16 protein-coding genes are annotated in these 16,875 nt (G+C 69.6%); 5 read left to right on the top strand and 11 right to left on the bottom strand.

What is annotated here, in order from left to right:
- Nucleotides 1-11 precede the first annotated feature (11 nt).
- Nucleotides 12-656, top strand: coding sequence for a bifunctional 4-hydroxy-2-oxoglutarate aldolase/2-dehydro-3-deoxy-phosphogluconate aldolase (gene eda, locus WFK61_RS01885; RefSeq protein WP_336809834.1), 645 nt, complete (start codon nucleotides 12-14; stop codon nucleotides 654-656).
- A 174-nt stretch (nucleotides 657-830) separates the two neighbouring features.
- Here the strand turns inward: eda and WFK61_RS01880 are convergent, their stop codons facing one another.
- Both WFK61_RS01880 and WFK61_RS01875 read right to left on the bottom strand, forming a co-directional pair.
- Complete coding sequence (locus WFK61_RS01880; RefSeq protein ID WP_336809833.1) at nucleotides 831-1,934, bottom strand: NAD(P)/FAD-dependent oxidoreductase; 1,104 nt, start codon at nucleotides 1,932-1,934, stop codon at nucleotides 831-833.
- Nucleotides 1,935-1,944: 10 nt separating this feature from the next.
- The gene (locus WFK61_RS01875) at nucleotides 1,945-3,117 is read right to left on the bottom strand and encodes a M20 aminoacylase family protein (protein WP_336809832.1); all 1,173 of its coding nucleotides are present in this window, start codon (nucleotides 3,115-3,117) and stop codon (nucleotides 1,945-1,947) included.
- Nucleotides 3,118-3,569: 452 nt separating this feature from the next.
- On the opposite strand from WFK61_RS01875, the gene WFK61_RS01870 reads away from it, so the two are divergent.
- Nucleotides 3,570-3,881: a DUF882 domain-containing protein gene (locus WFK61_RS01870; protein WP_257732379.1), complete on the top strand. Its 312-nt coding sequence runs from the start codon at nucleotides 3,570-3,572 to the stop codon at nucleotides 3,879-3,881.
- 18 nt (nucleotides 3,882-3,899) lie between these two features.
- Here the strand turns inward: WFK61_RS01870 and WFK61_RS01865 are convergent, their stop codons facing one another.
- From WFK61_RS01865 to WFK61_RS01855, 3 genes are all read right to left on the bottom strand, one after another.
- Nucleotides 3,900-4,421 carry a GNAT family N-acetyltransferase gene (locus tag WFK61_RS01865; RefSeq protein WP_336809831.1) on the bottom strand — a complete coding sequence of 174 codons (522 nt, stop codon included), beginning with the start codon at nucleotides 4,419-4,421 and terminating at the stop codon, nucleotides 3,900-3,902.
- Between the two features lie 20 nt (nucleotides 4,422-4,441).
- Nucleotides 4,442-5,425, bottom strand: coding sequence for a threonine ammonia-lyase (locus WFK61_RS01860; RefSeq protein WP_336809830.1), 984 nt, complete (start codon nucleotides 5,423-5,425; stop codon nucleotides 4,442-4,444).
- A 109-nt stretch (nucleotides 5,426-5,534) separates the two neighbouring features.
- Nucleotides 5,535-6,791, bottom strand: a complete 1,257-nt coding sequence (locus WFK61_RS01855) for a peptide ABC transporter permease (protein WP_336809829.1) — start codon at nucleotides 6,789-6,791, stop codon at nucleotides 5,535-5,537.
- Nucleotides 6,792-7,028: 237 nt separating this feature from the next.
- Here WFK61_RS01855 and WFK61_RS01850 point away from each other — a divergent pair, with 237 nt between their 5' ends.
- Nucleotides 7,029-7,544 carry a DUF2478 domain-containing protein gene (locus tag WFK61_RS01850; protein ID WP_336809828.1) on the top strand — a complete coding sequence of 172 codons (516 nt, stop codon included), beginning with the start codon at nucleotides 7,029-7,031 and terminating at the stop codon, nucleotides 7,542-7,544.
- A gap of 8 nt (nucleotides 7,545-7,552) precedes the next feature.
- Nucleotides 7,553-8,170 (top strand): molybdenum cofactor guanylyltransferase MobA, encoded by a 618-nt coding sequence (mobA, locus tag WFK61_RS01845; RefSeq protein WP_336809827.1) that lies wholly within the window; start codon nucleotides 7,553-7,555, stop codon nucleotides 8,168-8,170.
- A 7-nt stretch (nucleotides 8,171-8,177) separates the two neighbouring features.
- Here the strand turns inward: mobA and WFK61_RS01840 are convergent, their stop codons facing one another.
- The 3 genes from WFK61_RS01840 to WFK61_RS01830 form a co-directional block, all read right to left on the bottom strand.
- Nucleotides 8,178-8,579, bottom strand: a complete 402-nt coding sequence (locus WFK61_RS01840) for an SRPBCC family protein (protein ID WP_336809826.1) — start codon at nucleotides 8,577-8,579, stop codon at nucleotides 8,178-8,180.
- A gap of 77 nt (nucleotides 8,580-8,656) precedes the next feature.
- Nucleotides 8,657-9,772 carry an Mrp/NBP35 family ATP-binding protein gene (locus WFK61_RS01835; protein ID WP_336809825.1) on the bottom strand — a complete coding sequence of 372 codons (1,116 nt, stop codon included), beginning with the start codon at nucleotides 9,770-9,772 and terminating at the stop codon, nucleotides 8,657-8,659.
- Nucleotides 9,773-9,797: 25 nt separating this feature from the next.
- Complete coding sequence (locus tag WFK61_RS01830) at nucleotides 9,798-10,055, bottom strand: sulfurtransferase TusA family protein (protein WP_336809824.1); 258 nt, start codon at nucleotides 10,053-10,055, stop codon at nucleotides 9,798-9,800.
- A gap of 151 nt (nucleotides 10,056-10,206) precedes the next feature.
- On the opposite strand from WFK61_RS01830, the gene WFK61_RS01825 reads away from it, so the two are divergent.
- Complete coding sequence (locus tag WFK61_RS01825) at nucleotides 10,207-11,448, top strand: molybdopterin molybdotransferase MoeA (protein ID WP_442896248.1); 1,242 nt, start codon at nucleotides 10,207-10,209, stop codon at nucleotides 11,446-11,448.
- 59 nt (nucleotides 11,449-11,507) lie between these two features.
- On the opposite strand, the gene WFK61_RS01820 is transcribed toward WFK61_RS01825, so the two are convergent.
- From WFK61_RS01820 to WFK61_RS01810, 3 genes are all read right to left on the bottom strand, one after another.
- Complete coding sequence (locus tag WFK61_RS01820) at nucleotides 11,508-12,278, bottom strand: TIGR02186 family protein (RefSeq protein WP_336809822.1); 771 nt, start codon at nucleotides 12,276-12,278, stop codon at nucleotides 11,508-11,510.
- Entirely contained in the window at nucleotides 12,275-13,204 is a 930-nt protein-coding gene (locus WFK61_RS01815) for a sulfite exporter TauE/SafE family protein (protein WP_336809821.1), read from the bottom strand. Before WFK61_RS01815 ends, WFK61_RS01820 begins: the two co-directional genes overlap by 4 nt.
- 180 nt (nucleotides 13,205-13,384) lie before the next feature.
- Nucleotides 13,385-16,741, bottom strand: coding sequence for a hypothetical protein (locus tag WFK61_RS01810; protein WP_336809820.1), 3,357 nt, complete (start codon nucleotides 16,739-16,741; stop codon nucleotides 13,385-13,387).
- Nucleotides 16,742-16,875: the final 134 nt, after the last annotated feature.

Below are 16,875 nucleotides of genomic sequence, written 5' to 3'. Positions count from 1 at the left end.
AAGACGAGACCATGGACGAGACTGCCGCGATTGCCCGGTTGAAGAGCTGCGGCGTGATCCCCGTCGTGGTGATCGAGGACGCCTCGCGCGCCGTCGACCTCGCCCATGCACTGGTTGCCGGGGGCATCGATGTCGTCGAGGTCACGCTGCGCCGCCCGGCCGCGATGGAAGCCCTTGCGGCCATCGCGAAATCGGTGCCGAAGGCGCTGGCCGTGGCGGGTACGGTCGTGACGCCGGCACAGGCCCAGCAGGTCAAGGATGCCGGCGCGCAGGCCGTGGTCAGCCCCGGTTTCAGCGAGAGCGTCGACGAGGCCCTGCGCAAGGCCGGCCTGCCCTGGCTGCCGGGCGTCGCCACGGCGTCCGACTGCATGCGCGCGGTCGCTGCCGGCCGCACCACCGCGAAATTCTTCCCGGCCGAGCAGGCCGGTGGCCCACCGGCCCTGAAGGCGCTCTCCGGCCCGTTCCCGCAGATGACTTTCTGCCCGACCGGTGGCGTCGGCCTGAAGAACCTCAGCGACTATCTCGCCCTGCCGCAGGTCATCTGTGTCGGCGGCTCCTGGCTGGTTCCGGCCGATGCGATCGCCGCGGGGGACTGGAAGCGGATCGAGACGCTGGCGCGCGAGGCGAAGGAGGCTTTCCTGAAGGCGCGGGCGTAAGCGCGGGAAAACAAGCGAGGCGCGAGAGCGAAGGAGTGTCATCCCGTGCGCGCTGCGGCATGCGAATGCCGCTGCGCAGACACGGGATCGTTCTCAGAATAAGGCGCCCTCTCGTCACACGGTCCCGTGTCTGCGCAGCAGCGTTTCACGCTGCAGCGCGCATGGGATGACACCCTATGACAGCTTCTCCCGCACCATTTCCGCGATCGCCAGCGAACTCGTCAGGCCCGGGCTCTCGATGCCGAGCAGGTTGACCAGATCCGGCACGCCATGCACCTCCGGCCCGTCGATGCGGAAATCCGGCATCGGCTCGCTCGGCCCATGCAGCTTCGGCCGGATGCCCGCGTAATCCGCGACCAGCGCGCCATCCGGCAGTGCCGGCCAATAGGTGCGGATCGCCGCGTAGAATTTTTCTGCCCGCGCCGGATCGACCACAAGGTCCTGATCGTGCTCGACCCATTCGACATCGGGCCCGAACTTGACCCGCCCGCCCATGTCGATCGTGGCGTGGATGCCGAGACCGGCCGCCTCCGGCACGGGATAGACGAGATGGCGGAAGGGTTGCTTGCCCGTCAGTGCGAAGTAATTGCCCTTGGCATAGTGCTGCACCGGCACATGCTCAGGCGGGAAGCCGTCGAGCAGGCCGAGCAGCTTCGGCGCGCCATGGCCGGCCGAATTGACCATGGTCCGCACGCTATAGGTAGCCGGATCGTCCCCGCCGAAATCGACGCTGAATCCATCAGCCTCGCGCCGCCAACCGGTGATCGGCGTATTCAGCGCGAGCGAGCCGCCTGCCGCCTCGCATTCGCCGAGCAGCGAGAGCATCAAAGCGTGGCTGTCGACCACACCGGTTTCGGGTGAGAGCAGGGCAATCTCGCAGCGGACCTCCGGCTCCATCGCCTTGGCCTCGGCGCTGGAGAGCCAGCGCAGCGTATCGACGCCCGAAGCCTTGGCGCGGGTCATGATCGTCTCCAGCGCCGGCTTCTGCGCCTCGGAGGTGGCGACGATCAGCTTGCCGCAGGCCTTGTGCGGCAGGCCGCGCTCTCCAAGGTAACGATAGAGCAGCTCACGGCCCGCGACGCAGACGCGGGCCTTCAGCGAGCCGGGCGGATAATAGATACCGGCATGGATGACCTCGGAATTGCGGGCCGAGGTCTGGGTGCCGATGCCCTCAGTGGCTTCGGCGATGACGACCTCGCGTCCGGCCAGCGCCAGCTCACGGGCAACCGCGAGGCCGACGACGCCGGCCCCGATCACCAGACAATCGATGTCGCTCATCGCCTCGCCGTCAGCTGCGCTGCGGCATGGCGATCTCGATGAGGCTCGCCCAGTAGTTCACGCCCACCGGGATCGCCGCATCGTTGAACTCGTAGGCCGGGTTGTGCAGGCCAGCGGAGTCGCCGTTGCCGATATTGATGAAGGCGCCGGGGCGCTCCTCCAGCATGTAGGAGAAGTCCTCGGAGCCCATGGTCGGCGGCACCTCGGTGTTGATCGAGTCCGAGCCGAAGGCCTCCTTCGTCACGCTGGTGGCGAAGTCGGTCTGGCCGGCATGGTTGAAGGTCACCGGATAGCCGCGGCGGTAGTTGAGCTGGTACTTCATGCCGAAGGCCTTCATCACGCCCTCGACGATCTCGGCGATGCGCTTCTCCGCGAGGTCGCGGGTCTCCGGCGTCAGCGTGCGCACCGAGCCCTTGATCTCCGCGGTCTGCGGAATGACGTTGAAGGCCTCGCCGGCATTCAGCGCGGTCACCGAGACGACGATCGACTCGAGCGGGTCGGCATTGCGCGAGGCGACCGTCTGCAGCGCCGAGACGAGCGCGCAGGAGGCGACGATCGGGTCGTTGACGCGATGCGGCGCGGCGGCGTGGCCGCCGAGGCCCTCGATCTTGATGTGGAGCTGGTCGGCCGCGGCCATCGCGGGGCCCTTGCGGATCTCGAACTTGCCGACGGGCACGCCCGGCTTGTTGTGCATGCCGTAGACTTCCTGGATGCCGAAGCGGGTGATCAGCCCGTCGTCGATCATCGCCTTGGCGCCGGCGCCGCCTTCTTCCGCCGGCTGGAAGATCAGCACGGCGGTGCCGTCGAAATCGCGGGTCTCGCTCAGGTACTTGGCGGCGCCGAGCAGCATGGCGGTATGGCCGTCATGGCCGCATGCATGCATCTTGCCGGGCACGGTCGAGCGGTGCGGGAGATTGGTTTCCTCATGGATCGGCAGTGCGTCCATGTCGGCACGCATGGCGATGACCCGGCCGGAATCCTGGCCCTTGCCCTTGATGACGCCGACCACGCCGGTCTGGCCCACGCCGGTGGCGACTTCGTCGACGCCCCATTCGCGGAGCTTGTCGGCGACGAGGCCGGCAGTCCGGTGGACGTCGTACATCAGCTCGGGGTGGCGATGGATGTCGCGGCGGATCGCGGTGATTTCCGGGGTGAGCGCCGCGATGATGTCGGTCTTGGGCATCGTATCCTCTGAGATGGCATGGGGCGACCGCGCAGAAAGCGGGTGCCGTCGCGCAGGCTAGCCCAGCCTCGCATCGCCTGTCCAAGCCGGTGGCGCGCAGGGGATGGGCCTTGGCGGAATGGCTGTGGCCATATCGGAAGGTCACTGACGATCTGCGAGGGGTGCGGAGCGATCTGGGTAACGGTAGTGAAATAATCTGGAAAGGCTGCAGCCATGATTTGGCCTTGCTTGACGATTAGCGGAGGCGGCATCCGCTCGGGCCATCGAGATTATCTGGCCTGATCCATTCCAATTCCTCCTTACAAGTCTGGTAGATGATGCGTCGCTTGTCGTTGCTTGCGTTACTGTGTGGTTTCTTGCCTGCGGCCGCCCTGGCTGATGTCACGCCCGAGAAAATTTCCTTTCAGCCGCAGGTCAAAGGTCTCGGCTGCCTCAAGCCTGAGACGAAGGCGATGATCGCCGAGCTCGTCGCGAAGATCGGCCCGATCCAGATCACCTCGACCTGCGGGGGCCGCCACGCCCGCCACTCGCAGCACTATAGCGGCCGGGCGATCGATTTCCGGCCAATGGCGACCTCTTCGCGCAAGGCAGCCGCCGCCGCACGCGCGATCGACAATGTCGGCGGTGTCGGTACCTATTCCAACGGTCTGGTCCATGCCGATGTCGGCGAGCGCGAGCTGTCCTGGTACGGCCACAAGCGCAGCCGTTACGCTTCCGCCAGCAAGCGCAGCCGCTACGCCCGGCTCGCCCGCAACAGTAACTGACGAAGTCCGCCGCGCGCTTTAGCGGGGCGCGGCGACGAGCCTGTGCCGATAGACCAGATCGTTCGGGTCGGGTCTGTCGGCCACGAGGTCGCGGACGGCGCCGAGCCGCTCCGCCACGGCGGCCGAGCCTGCGTTGTTCGGCGCGATATAGCTGACCAGCTCGGCAACTCCGAGCGCCTGTCCCGCCCAGTCGCGCAGCGCGATGGCGGCCTCGGTCGCGTAGCCCTGACCCTCATGGCCTTCATAGAGCAGCCAGCCCAGCTCCTTCTCAGGAAAGAGCGGGCCATGGCTGATGCCGACCTGCCCGATGCAGAGGCCGTCCGCGCGCCGGTCGATCATCAGCCCGCCATGGCCGAACAGCGTCCAGCAGGCGATGTCGTGGCAGAACAGCCCCCAGGCCTGCCGCTGTGACAATGGCCCGCCGAGCCCCGCCGCACGCGGCGAAGCGAGGAAGGCGGCATAGGCGGGAAAATCAGCCTCAGTCATCGGGCGCAGCACGAGACGCTGCGTCTGCAGTGTCGGGATCGATCGGTCGTTCATAGCCGGTTCCGGACAGGCGTTCAGACGCCGAAGCTCTTGCGCCAGCCCTCGATATCCTCAAGCGCGACATTCGAGCCGCAGAGCACGAGGCAGACGCGCTCGCCCGGCCGGAAGCTGTCCTTGCGCGCCAGAGCGGCGGCGACCACGCAGGCCGCTGCCGGTTCCAGCAGCACCCGCCCGTTCTGGAGCACCCAGACGAGCTCGCGGACGGCCTCGGCGTCGGGCACCACGATGATCTCCTCGAGGAATTGCCGGGCCGCCGCCATGGTGCGCTTCGTCGCGAAGGGGGCGCCGAGCGTGCGGGCGATCGAGGTCGGCCGGATCGCGACAGGTTCGCCGGCCGCCAGAGCCTGCGTCATCGTCGTTGCGCCCTCCGTCTCGACGCCGTGCAGGCGCACGGCCGGGTCGAGGCCCTTGAGCGCGGTGCCGACACCCGCCGAGAAACCGCCGCCACCGATCGAGATAAAGACATGGTCGAGCCGCCCGCCGGCATCGGCCGCCAGTTCGAGGCCGAGCGTGCCATGGCCGGCGATAATGGCCGGGTCATCGTAGGAATGGACATTCGTCATGCCTTGCGCGGCGTAGTCCTCCGCCTTGGCGAAGGCCGCGACGGAATCCTCGCAGAGTTCGACCTGCCCGCCGGCCTCCTCGGTCAGGCGGATGTTGAGGGCCGGCGTCGCCTTCGGCATCAGCACCAGCGCCCGCGTGCCGACGGCGCGCGCGACCAGCGACACGGCGATCGCATGGTTCCCGCCCGAGACGGTGACGACGCCGCGCGCCAGTTCGGCGTCGCTGAGCCCCATCAGCTTGTTGTAGCAGCCGCGAACCTTGAACGAGCCGCCGAGCTGCAGGCTCTCGACCTTCACCCAGGTCTCGACGCCGAGCCGCGCGGACAGCCCCGCGCTGTAATAGGTCGGCGTGCGGCGGACCTTGCCGGCGATGCGCGCGGCGGCGGCCTGGACGTCGGCAAGGGTGACGTCGAATGCGGTGACGTCGAAAGTCATGGCGCTGTGGTCCTCTGCCGCGGCGATTCCGGCTCGGCGGCACGAGAGCGCGGCGGATGCCCGGCCGTCAAGCGCCGGCTGAGCCGCTGGGGGGCGAGCGAGGCTGCCGTCAGGGAGCCGGCGGCGGGCTCGCCTTGGGGCGCGTATGGTTGACCGGGCGCGTCGGTAGCGGCACGGCCGGGCGGTCGGTGCGATACTGGCCCCGCGCGATGGCGCCGAACAGCAGCATCACGGCGGTGAGCGTCATCAACCACCAGGGCAGCAGCGGCGCGAAGCCGAAGACGCTGAGCGCGAAGGCCGTGGTGAAGGCGGCGACGCCACCGGCCGCCAGGGCGCCGGTCATGCGCCCGGCAGCGCGGATCGCGAAATAGAGGCAGGCGGCGGCGGCTGCTGCTCCGACCAGCCCGAGTTCGTACCAGGTTTCGAACAGCAGGGTCGCGGGCGCGGGCTGGGGCAGGGTGCCGTTCATCTGGCCGCGCACGACGGTGTCGAGCCCGTGCCCGGTGATCAGCTCGATCGGCGACTGGCGGATGACGTCGGCCCAGATCGAGAGCATCTGCGCGAAGTCGTCGGCGCTGTCGGGCAGGATCGCGACCAGCGGTGCCATCAGGAAAGGCAGGATTGGCGCGAACAGCATCAGCCCGGCGACGATCGCCGCGATGATCTTCGTGGCGCGCTCCGGATTGGCGGTGACTGCGCCGAAGGCGACGGCACCGAAGATCATGGCGATCGTCTCGCCGTCCTCGAAGCGGGTCAGCGCCAGCAGCGTCACGACCAGCGCGAGGCCGAGCGCGCTGAGACCGCGCTCGCGCGAGAGCAACCAGGCCAGCGCCGGCCAGGCCATGATCAGGATGATCGAGACGCCGCGCTCGACAGCGCCGGGCGGCGTCTCGGCATGGCGCAGTGCCGCCACAGCGATCAGCCCGAGCGCGAAGATGCCGGCGCTGCCGGTGCCGAGCGCGACGAGATTGAGATTCGAGGAGCGCATCCGCTCGGGCAGGGCGGAGAGGCCGACGAAACCGAGCACGGCTGCCAGCATGAGATTGCCGGCCTTCTCGACGGCGGCGCCCGGAAACGGGCTCCAGATCAGCGACAGGAAGGCCCAGGCGATCAGGCCGAGCAGGATCATGCCGGGGCGGCTGACCAGAAGCGCGCGGAGCGTGCCGACGAACTTGCGCGGCTCCTCGATCAGCGTCGCGATGATCAGCAGCGCGATGCCGATCGGCACCAGCACGACGGCGGCCCGGCGCGAAACCAGCGCGGCCAGGGGCAGGACGAGCGCCAGCGTGCCGAAGCCGATGCGCCGCAGCAGCAGCGCGGCATCGGTCGCCGGGTCGAGCGGGGCTTGGGCATTGTTGCGGATCATGCGTTCCGGCGGGGTCCTGACAGCCTCTCGGCCTGCCCGGCCGCCCGGGATGAGCCGCTGCCACCCTAGCGGGCGGAACGGCGCCCGACTGTAGGTGCGGCGCAACACTGCAAGCTGTTTTGACGTCGTCAAATCGGAGGCGCGGAGCATGATGGTCTCCGCTGGCGTCCTTGCAGCGCACAAGCGATGCGACGCCGGGGCTCTGGCGAAGCGGCGGCGTTCGTGAGAAAAACCGGCATGACCATGCTGGCAGCCATCCCCTTCGCGAGCGGTTTTCCGATCGATGCCTTCATGCACGGGCTCGTCGACAGGCTGAAGCGGCAGGGCCTGCGTCTCGGCGGCGTCGTCCAGCATAATGACGCGACCTGTGACGACCGTTGCATGGCGATGTCGCTGGAGGATGTCGCCAGTGGCCGGCGTTTTCCGATCAGCCAGGATCTCGGGGCTGGCGCTTCGGGCTGCCATCTCGATGCGTCCGGGCTCGCCGCCGCCGCCGTCGCCTTTTCCGACGCCTTGGCCGGGCGCGCCGATCTCGTCATCGTCAACCGCTTCGGCAAGCAGGAGGCGGCGGGCGAGGGGTTGCGCCAGGAGATCGCGGGGGTGTCGCTCGCGGGCCTGCCGCTTCTGATCGCCGTGCGCCGCGATTTCCTGCCGGCCTGGCGCGATTTCGCCGGTGACGACTGGCTCGAACTGCCTGTCGATGAAGACGCGGTGGAGCGCTGGGTGCAGGCCGTGACGGCCGTCGCGGCCTGATCGACCCGATGGCTGGGGCGCCGACGATCGGCCTGATCCTCGCGGGCGGTCTTGCCCGGCGGATGGGCGGTGGCGACAAGGCACTGAAGCCGCTCGCCGGCCGCCCGATCCTCGCCCATGTCATCGATCGCCTGCGCGGCCAATGCGACGATCTCGTCCTGAACGCTAATGGCGATCCGGTGCGGCTTGCCGGCTTCGGCCTGCCGGTCGTCGCCGATTCCGTGCCCGATTTCGCCGGCCCCCTCGCGGGTATCCTCGCCGGGCTCGACTGGACCGCAACTCATCGGCCGCAAGCCGGGTGGCTGCTCAGCGTCGCCGCCGATACGCCGTTCATCCCCGGCGATCTCGCCGCGCGCCTGCACCAGGCAAGGGCCGCCGCCGGCACGCCGCTCGCCTGCGCCGCCTCGGGCGGACGACAGCATCACGCCATCGGCCTCTGGCCGGTCGCGCTGCGGGAGGATCTGCGTCGGACGCTGGCCGAAGGCGAGCGCCGGCTCGGCCGCTGGACGCAAGGCCATGGCGTTGCCGTCGCTGAATGGGTGATCGAGCCGATCGATCCCTTCTTTAACATCAACACGCCGGAGGAGCTTGCCGAAGCCGAGCGGCTGGCGGCAGGCGCATCCTGACGTCCGCCTAGCCTTCCAGCAGCGCCTTCAGCGCCGCGAGGTCGCGGGTCACCATGGCCGCGTCCCGCGCCATCTCATCGTCGGACATGCCGTCGCGCTGGAACAGCGTGAACACGATTTCGGCCCCGTCGCCATTGGCGACGACCCGCATCGGATTGTGCATGGCCGGTCCGTGCTCGGGGAGGACGGCATGGTCGAGCACGCCGTGGTTGTTCGGCTCGCTGAACAGGATGCGCATCGGGCCCATCGGCGTCTCGGCGCGCCACGTCATGCCTTCGACCGGCACGAAGCTATGGCCGAGGCCTTCGGCCCAGCGCGGGAAATTCGCGGGCTCGGCGAGGAAGGCATAGACCTCCTCCACCGGCCGCTCGATGCCGATCCCGATATGGCGGGCGCGATGAATGGCCATGGGCTTGTCCTTCAATCTAGAACAAAAAAAGAACAAATCGGACTGCCTGTCAAGCGGCCGTTGGCTTTCGGCGCGGGCTACTCGATGACGATGCGCGGGGCTGCCCGGACCGCGCCGCCGAGGCTGGCCTGCACCTGCCGCGCCAGCGCGACATAGGCTTTTGCATGCGCGCTCGACGGATCGCTCGCGACGATCGGACGACCGCCGTCGGAGGTCTCGCGGATCGGCATGGCCAGCGGAATCTCGCCGAGGAAGGGGATGCCGAGCCGCTCGGCCTCGTGCCGGGCGCCGCCATGGGCGAAGATGTCGGAGCGGTGCCCGCAGGCCGGGCAGGTGAAATAGCTCATGTTCTCGACGAGACCGAGGATCGGCACCGCGACCTTCCTGAACATTGCGACGCCGCGGCGCGCATCGAGCAGGGCGAGGTCCTGCGGCGTCGAGACGATGACGGCCCCGGCCAGCGGCACCTGCTGGGCCATGGTGAGCTGGGCGTCGCCGGTGCCGGGCGGCATGTCGACGACGAGCACGTCGAGATCACCCCAGGCGACCTCGCGCAGCATCTGGGTGATGGCCGAGATCACCATCGGCCCGCGCCAGATCATCGGCGTCTCCTCATCGACGAGGAAGCCGATCGACATCACCTTGAGCCCATAGGCCTCCATCGGCGCCAGCGTCCGGCCCGAGACGATCTGCGGCTTGCCGGTGATGCCGAAGACCTTCGGCATGGACGGCCCGTAGATGTCGGAATCGAGCACGCCGACCTTGAGGCCGAGCGTCGAGAGCGCCACGGCGAGATTGGCGGCGGTGGTCGACTTGCCGACGCCGCCCTTGCCGCTGGCGACCGCGATGATCTGCTTCACGCCCGGCACGCCGGCAGGCTTGGGCGGTCCGCCCGGTCCGGGGCGCTGCGCCTGCTGGCGGGCCTGCATCCCGGCCGAGGGGCCGGCCTTGTCGGCGGTCAGCCCGACCAGAACCTGCGTCACGCCTGGCAGGCCGCCGACGGCGCTTTCGGCCGCCTTGCGCACCGGCTCCATCGCTGCGGCCTCGGTTGCGTCGATGCCGATCGCGAAGATCACCTTGCCGCCATCGACGAGGATGTCGCCGATGCGGCCGGAGGCGGCGAGCGATTGCCCGCTCGCCGGCAGCTTCACCAGTTGGAGGGCCCGCAGGACATCGGCTTGGGAGACGGTCACGTCGTTGGACTCCGTTGGCTCGCGGCTAGGCCGCCTTGCGGATATGGAAGACGAGGACGCCGTCCGCATCCCCCTGTAACTCGACGATGTCACCGGTCTCGCGCACGAGGTTCGGCAGGTCGATCGCCGCCATCGGGTCGGTGCATTCCACGACGAGGAGCGCGCCGGCCCGCGCGGCGATCAGCGCCTTGCGCACCCGCAGCACCGGCAGCGGGCATTTCAGGCCGCGCAGGTCGAGCAGGATCGCATCCGGAGGCGTGCCCGTCGGGGCCATCGTCGTCATGCTGCTTCATAGGACGGCTGTTCGGCGGCGGGCAACCGCCGCCATGCCGCAGGGCGCTTGACCCCGCAGGCGGTGCCGACGATGAAGGATGATCGATCGGGAGGAAGCGGGCGGCGATGCGCTCAGGCGGCCGAAGCAGGCGGGAACCGTGATGGCGCGGCTGGGTGGTGGCCGGACCGATTCCGGGCTCGTCACGCTCGACGAGGCGGCTGCCGATGCGGTCTCTCGCGTGCAGCCGGTTTCCGGCACCATGAAGCTCCCGCTCGCCGAGGCCGACGGCCATGTGCTGGCCGATGCGGTGATCGCGCCGCTCGACCTGCCCCCCTTCGCCAATTCCGCGGTGGACGGTTATGCGGTCCGCTTTGCCGATCTTGCGCCTGGCGCCGCGACCCGCCTGCCGGTGCTGGGCAGGACGATGGCCGGCGAGCCTTCTGCCCTGCTGGAGCAGGGAGCCTGGCGCATCTTCACCGGCGCCCCGGTTCCCGAGGGTGCCGATACCATCGTGATGCAGGAGGATGCCGTCGCGGGCGACGGGGCCGTCATGCTCCCCGCCGGCATCAGGCGCGGCGCCAATCTGCGGCTGGCGGGGGAGGATGTCGCGCGCGGGCACGAGGTCTTGCCCGCCGGCCGGCGTCTGCGCCCGCAGGATCTCGGCCTGCTGGCCGCGCTCGGCTTGGGAGAGGTCACCGTACGGCGCCGCCCGCGCGTCGCGCTGTTCTCGACTGGCGATGAACTCACCGAGCCCGGCCGGCCGCTTGGTCCGGGCGCGATCTACGACGCCAACCGGGCGATGCTGCGCGCGATGCTGGCGCGAGCCGGTGCCGAGGTCGTCGATCTCGGCATCCTGCGCGACGAGGCCAAAGACCTGGAGCAGCAATTGCGCGACGCGTCGGCCGGCAGCGATCTCGTCATCACCTCGGGCGGTGTCTCGGTCGGCGAGGCCGATCATGTCAGGGATGCGGTGCTCGCCTGCGGCACGCTCGATCTCTGGCGCGTGGCGATCAAGCCAGGCAAGCCGATCGCGATCGGCAGCGTCGCCGGCACGCCCTTCGTTGGATTGCCCGGCAACCCGGTCGCGGTCTTCGTCGGCTTCGCCTTCGTCGCGCGCCCGCTGCTGGCCCGGCTGGCGGGTGAAGCCTATGTCCCTCCGCGGGCCCATCCGATCAGGCTGGGCTTCGCCCATGCCAGGAAGCCGGGTCGGCGCGAGTTCCTGCGCGTCTCCCTGGAGCAGGGCGTCGATGGCAGCGTCGTCGCCCGCCGCCATCCCGGCGAAGGCGCGGGCTCGCTCGCCTCGCTGGCGCAGTCCGATGGGCTCATCGTGCTGGCCGAAGATGTCGCGCGGGTCGAGGCAGGCGATTCCGCGCCCTTCCTGCCCTATGCTGAGCTTCTCTAGGCTTCTGTTTTAACGCATTTTCTTCACGCGAACCGGTGTCCACTTCGCTCGAAAATGCTCTAGTCGCGCCGGAAGATCACGCTCGCGCTCCAGCCAAGGAAGAGGGCCAGCAGCACGGTGACGAGGCCATACAGGACGGCCCAGTCATAGGCGCCCGATGCCAGCCGCTGCTCGATCCCGGTCTTGATCACCTCGAAATTGGTCTGCTGCCGCGCCAGCGGCACGCCGCCGGAATAGAGCACGATATCGACGGTGTAGGAGCCGGTCGGCGCCGTCGCGGGGATGTCGACCGGTGCGCTGAACAGCGCGCTCGACAGGAAGGTGACGCCGCGCTCCTCGTAGCCGTAGAGGTCCTTGGCCTGCATGATCCTGACCAGGCTCTCGCGGAAGCGCTGCGCGCCGGGATCGAGATCGACCCAGCTGCCGGAAGGCCGCTCGGCATTGGCGAGGCCGATGCGGTCGCGCTGCGCCGTCTCCTTGGACATCATCTCCGCGATCGGCCGGTTGCTGGCGACATGCAGGAAGACCGGGTTGTCGGGAAAGCGCCGCTGCGTCCGGTTGATCCAGATCGGCCCGAGCCGCTCCTTCTCGCGCACCAGCAGCATCCGCCGGGGCCCGCGCACGGTGACGATGATGTCGTAGGGGTCGCCGCGCGCGATCGTCCGCCCGTCGCGCTCGACCAGTCCGAATACGGTGAGCTGGCTGCCGGTATAGTTCGAGGTGATCTGGATCTGGTGGCTCGACATCGCCGCAATCAGCGTCTCGGCGCGGGTCGTGCCGGCCGTGAGCCCGATGGACAGGGCGGCGAGGAGCGCGGAGAGCCACCTCATCGCGCGCTTTCCGGCACGACGACCGAGAACGGCTCGTTCGGCGGGATGAAGAGCTCGATGGCGAAGCGCAGACCCACCGACAGGATCAGCAGCGCCAGGAGCAGGCGGAAGGATTCGACATTGAGGTTGCGTGCCGCCCGTCCGCCGAATTGCGCGCCGATCACGCCGCCGACCAGCAGCAGCACGGCCAGCACGATATCGACCGACTGGTTGGTGACGGCGTGCAGCACGGTCGCACCGGTCATCGTCACCAGGATCTGGAACAGCGAGGTGCCGACCACGACGGCCGGCGGAATCCGGAAGAAATAGATCAGGCCGGGTACCAGGATGAAGCCGCCGCCGACGCCGAGCACCGCGCCGATGAAGCCGATGACGATGGCGAGGAGTGCGATGGGAATGACGCTGCAATAGAGCCCGGAGCGGTAGAAGCGCTGGCGGAAGGGCAGGCCCATCCACCAGGGATGCATGCCGCCGCGCCGCTTCAGGCGCGCCGGCTTGCCGGCCCGGACGCGCAGCATCGCGCGCAGCGCGTCGTAGAGCATCAGCCCGCCGATGATCGAGAACAGCGTGACATAGGACAGCGTGATGACGAGCTCGAGCTGGCCGAGCCGGCGCATCGTGTTGAAGAACAGCACGCCGAGCACGGTGCCAAGGATGCCGCCGCTGACCAGCACGCCGCCGAGCTTGAGGTCGAGCGCCTTTCGCCGCAGATAGGTCAGCACGCCGGTCATCGAGGAGCCCGCGACCTGCGCCGCGACGGTCGCGACCGCGACGGCGGGAGGGATGTCGAGGAAGATCAGGAGCGGCGTCAGCAGGAAGCCGCCGCCGACGCCGAACAGGCCGGAGATGAAGCCCACCGCACCACTCAGGCCGAGAACCATCAGCACGCTGATCGGCAGCTCGGCGATCGGCAGGTAGATCTGCACGCTGTCCCCTCGCAAGCGGCGCATGGGCGTTTGCATGCGCCTGATTGACCCCAGACTAGGCTGTCCGGGTTAAGACAAGGTCTTGAAATGGAAAGACGGGCCGCTTCCGGCCCGCCCTAGGAAACGATCGTTCTTACTCCCGCGTCAACACGTCGAAAGCATGACGTGGCGCGGAGCGGCTCAGGACCGGGACGGCTTTGCCGGCTTGGCCACCGCTGCGGTGGGCTGGGCATCCCAGCCCTTGGCCGGCGGCGTCACCTCGTTGGCGACGGCGTCGAGCGTCCGGGGCTTCCAGCTTGCCGCCAGGCCCTTGGCCGCGGCGAGGTCTTCGGTCTTCAGGCGCTGGGCCACCTCGTCGCGCTTGCGCCCGGCGTCCTCGTCGCCCTGGCTCGCCGCGACCGAGAACCAGACGAAGGACTGGGCGAGGTCGGTCGGCGCGCCGAGGCCGCGCCCGAGCAGCACGGCGAGATTGTACTGGCTGTCGCGCACGCCGAGCTCGGCGGCGCGGCGGAACCATTCGGTCGCCATCGCATAGTCCGGCTTGCCGGCGACGCCCTCGGCATGGAGCACGGCGAGGTTATGCATCGCCTTGGCATTGCCGCGCTCGGCGGCGCGCTGGTACCAGATCCGGGCGAGACCGAGGTCGCGCTGCGTGCCGATGCCCTTCTCGAACATGTTGCCGACGCGGAACTGGGCCGGCGCGAGGCCTGCGACCGCGGCGCGCTCGAACAGACGCAGGGCCAGCTTGGCGTCGCGCTGGTTGGCCGGGCCGTCGGCGGCCTTGCTCGCGAGCTCGTAGACCGCGCGCGCATCGCCGTCCTGAGCGGCCTTGCGCAGGCCGGCGCTGCCGAGACCGACCGGCAGGTCGCCGATCGCGGTCACGACCTGGGCCTGTTCGGCCGGAGCCGCCGGCGGCGCCGCTACAGGAGCTTCTGCGGCGGCGGGCGCCGTGGGAGCAGCCGCTGCGGTAATGGAGCGCTCGGGCGCGGAATTGCTGGCGGCCGGCTGGGCCGGGGCCTCCTGCGGAGCGGCGGGGAGAGCCGAGGACTGGTCCTTGGCCGGGGCCTGAGCCGGGGTGGCGGGCGCCTCCGGCTGGGCGGCCGGCGGAGCGATCAGGCTGCGGGCTTCGTTGTTGGCGCTCTTGTCGCCGTCGCCGCGCAGCGAGGTGGTGACGAGATGCGCGGTGCCCATCGCGAGGACAAGCGCGGCGAGCCCGAGCAGGAGCGGACGCTTGCGCTTCTCCAGGATCTCCTTGATGCGGCTCGGGCTCTTCGCCGCCGGCTCGGCGGCGGGCGTGGGGGCGGAGGCGGCCGCCTCGCTCGCGGCCTTGGCCGAGCGCCGCGCGGCGGCGATCAGGCTCTGGCGCACCGATTGCGCATCCTGCCCGGCGGCGGCCGCAGCCTCGGGGCGCGGGCGCCCGGAGCCGGGCTCCAGCGGCATGTCGAAGGCGGTCGTGGTGGGCAGCGTGGGCTCGGCGCGGACGGACTCGCTCGCCGGCGCGGCGAAACGGTCCTGCGCGGCGGCACCGACCGAAAGGCTCGCGCCGTCACGCTTGGGAGCGGGGGCGGGCTTGGCCTGGACGACGGAATCGTCGCCGCGCATCGCCGCCGCAAGAGTGCCGGCGGGCGGGCGCCGCTCACCCTGCAATTCGGCTTCGAGGCTGGCGAGCCGCGACATGATCGTCTCAAGCGAGCCGTGGACGGCGCCGAGCGCATCGCGGGTCTGGCGATCGGAGGAGACATGGGTGTCGCGCAGGCCGGTGACCAGGCTCGACAGTTCGGCGATGCCCTTGCCGGGCGCCGCGGTGCTCGCAGCCTGCACGAGCGCGGCGCGTTCGGCGGCGGTCTCCTCGCGCATCGAGCGCAGGTGCACGACGAGGTCCTGCAGCGTCCGCTCCATGCCGTTCTCGGCGGAGCGGGTGGCGGACGCCTCGTCGAGGCGGCTGGCGATGCCTGAGATCTGCCGCTCGAGCGCATCGAAGGAGTCGGCGTTGGCGCCGGGCGCACCGGCTTCGTCGATCTTCTCGGCGAGATGCTTCAGCATCTGCTCGATCGGGTGGAGATCGACCGTGGCCGTGCCCTCGCCGACCATGCGGGTCAGCTGGCTCGAAGCGGCGAGGCTTTCGATCCGGCCGGAGAGCGCCTCGATCTGGCGGGTGACGGCGGAGGGGCCCTGCTCGGCCAGCGTCTCGATCCGATGCTGCAGCGAGTCGATGCGGCTGACGAGATAGTCGCTCTGGCGCTGGGACGCAGCCTCGTCGAGCTTCTGGGACGCGACTGCGTCGAACTTGTGCGAGAGGGCATCGATCTGGTTGCCCAGCGAGGACAGCAGGCCGGCGCCGGGGAACTCGCCGCGCTGCGACAGCACGGCGCCGCGCACGTCGTCGATCGCGTTCGCCAGGCTGCGCAATTCGCTCATGTCGGGCTGGACGTCGCGCAGCCGCCCGATCTCGAAGCCGAGCGTGGCGACCTGCTCGGAGAGGTTCTCCAGCTTGTGGTCCGGGCCACTGGCGCCGAGCAGGTCGCGGAGCTCCGCGATGTCGCGCCGGACGGGGTCGAGATTGCTGACCTGTCCGCCGCGGGTGGCGAGTGCATCGACCTTGGCGGCGAGATGCGCGATCTCCAGCTGGAAGCGCTGGTAGCTCTCGCCGGAACGGTCCTGCGAGATGCGCGAGACTTCAGCCTCGATCCGGGTGAGCGGCTTGAGCAGGGGCTCGAACTGGTCGCGCCGGTCGAGCCTGTCGAGGCGCTCCGCCAGCAGGCCGATCTTGGCCTCGATGACGCTGGTATCGACGCGCACCGGCGCTGCCGGCCGCTGCGGCTGGGCCGGGCGGCGGGTCTCGTAGGAGAGGCGCGAGCCGAGCTCGCGCAGGTCCTCGCGCAAGGCCGAGATGCGTTCGGGGGCGACCGCGGCCGGGCGGGCGGCCACGGCTTCGTCGGTGTCGAGGATGCGCTGGCGCGTGCGGATATCGGTGACGGCGGCGGCAAGCCCCTCGCGGCTGAAGGCGAGACGGGGCGCCTGCTCGGCGCGGGAGTGCTGCGCTTCGACGTTGCGGCGCTCGATCTCGGCGATGCGCTCGCCCATCGTCTTGATGGCGTCGGCGATGACGTTGGTGGCGCGCTCCTGCCGCTCGGCCGAGCCGCGCTCGCTCGACGACAGGCGATCTTCGGTCTTCTCGATCCAGCGGGTGATCGAATCCAGCGCGCCGGCGGTCCGGGCGTTGGCTTCGCGGGTCATGCTTTCAAGGGCGGCAGCCTGGCCGACGAGACTGTCGATCGCCTCGCGCGACGGGGCCGGCTCCGGCTGACGCGGTGCCGTATCCATCCGGCCCTGCGACAGGCGCGCCAGCCGCTCGGACAGGGCGGCGATGTCGAGCTGTTCCGGGGGCGGGGGCGCAAGGGCTTCCTCGCTCTCGTCGCGGATCTTGTGGTCGAGCCATTCGCCCAGCGTCATGCCCGCCCGGCGGGCTGCCGCCTTTGCCGCATCGCGTGTCCGGGGATCGACGCCCTTCACGCTCCAGGGCAAGCTATTGGCCATGATCTTGCTCGCCTAAGGGGACCTTGTCTTCGGCCGGCGAGGCCCCCTGGTGCCATCGCCCTCCGCGCGAACCTTGGCTGATCGTGAAAATACCGTTGACGAAGCCACGACGCCGATACGCGTTCCCGACATTT

This window comes from Allobosea sp. MMO-172, from assembly GCF_037147855.1.
Classification (GTDB): Bacteria; Pseudomonadota; Alphaproteobacteria; order Rhizobiales; family Beijerinckiaceae; genus Allobosea.
This window is presented reverse-complemented; position numbering and strand designations above follow the sequence as displayed.

Excerpts from the sequence above, each read along its gene's own strand:
- eda (WP_336809834.1), top strand. The coding sequence starts at position 12 with ATGGACGAGACTGCCGCGATTGCCCGGTTGAAGAGCTGCGGCGTGATC.
- WFK61_RS01880 (WP_336809833.1), bottom strand. The coding sequence starts at position 1,934 with ATGAGCGACATCGATTGTCTGGTGATCGGGGCCGGCGTCGTCGGCCTC.
- WFK61_RS01875 (WP_336809832.1), bottom strand. The coding sequence starts at position 3,117 with ATGCCCAAGACCGACATCATCGCGGCGCTCACCCCGGAAATCACCGCG.
- WFK61_RS01870 (WP_257732379.1), top strand. The coding sequence starts at position 3,570 with ATGATCGCCGAGCTCGTCGCGAAGATCGGCCCGATCCAGATCACCTCG.
- WFK61_RS01865 (WP_336809831.1), bottom strand. The coding sequence starts at position 4,421 with ATGAACGACCGATCGATCCCGACACTGCAGACGCAGCGTCTCGTGCTG.
- WFK61_RS01860 (WP_336809830.1), bottom strand. The coding sequence starts at position 5,425 with ATGACTTTCGACGTCACCGCATTCGACGTCACCCTTGCCGACGTCCAG.
- WFK61_RS01855 (WP_336809829.1), bottom strand. The coding sequence starts at position 6,791 with ATGATCCGCAACAATGCCCAAGCCCCGCTCGACCCGGCGACCGATGCC.
- WFK61_RS01850 (WP_336809828.1), top strand. The coding sequence starts at position 7,029 with ATGACCATGCTGGCAGCCATCCCCTTCGCGAGCGGTTTTCCGATCGAT.
- mobA (WP_336809827.1), top strand. The coding sequence starts at position 7,553 with ATGGCTGGGGCGCCGACGATCGGCCTGATCCTCGCGGGCGGTCTTGCC.
- WFK61_RS01840 (WP_336809826.1), bottom strand. The coding sequence starts at position 8,579 with ATGGCCATTCATCGCGCCCGCCATATCGGGATCGGCATCGAGCGGCCG.
- WFK61_RS01830 (WP_336809824.1), bottom strand. The coding sequence starts at position 10,055 with ATGACGACGATGGCCCCGACGGGCACGCCTCCGGATGCGATCCTGCTC.
- WFK61_RS01825 (WP_442896248.1), top strand. The coding sequence starts at position 10,207 with ATGGCGCGGCTGGGTGGTGGCCGGACCGATTCCGGGCTCGTCACGCTC.
- WFK61_RS01820 (WP_336809822.1), bottom strand. The coding sequence starts at position 12,278 with ATGAGGTGGCTCTCCGCGCTCCTCGCCGCCCTGTCCATCGGGCTCACG.
- WFK61_RS01810 (WP_336809820.1), bottom strand. The coding sequence starts at position 16,741 with ATGGCCAATAGCTTGCCCTGGAGCGTGAAGGGCGTCGATCCCCGGACA.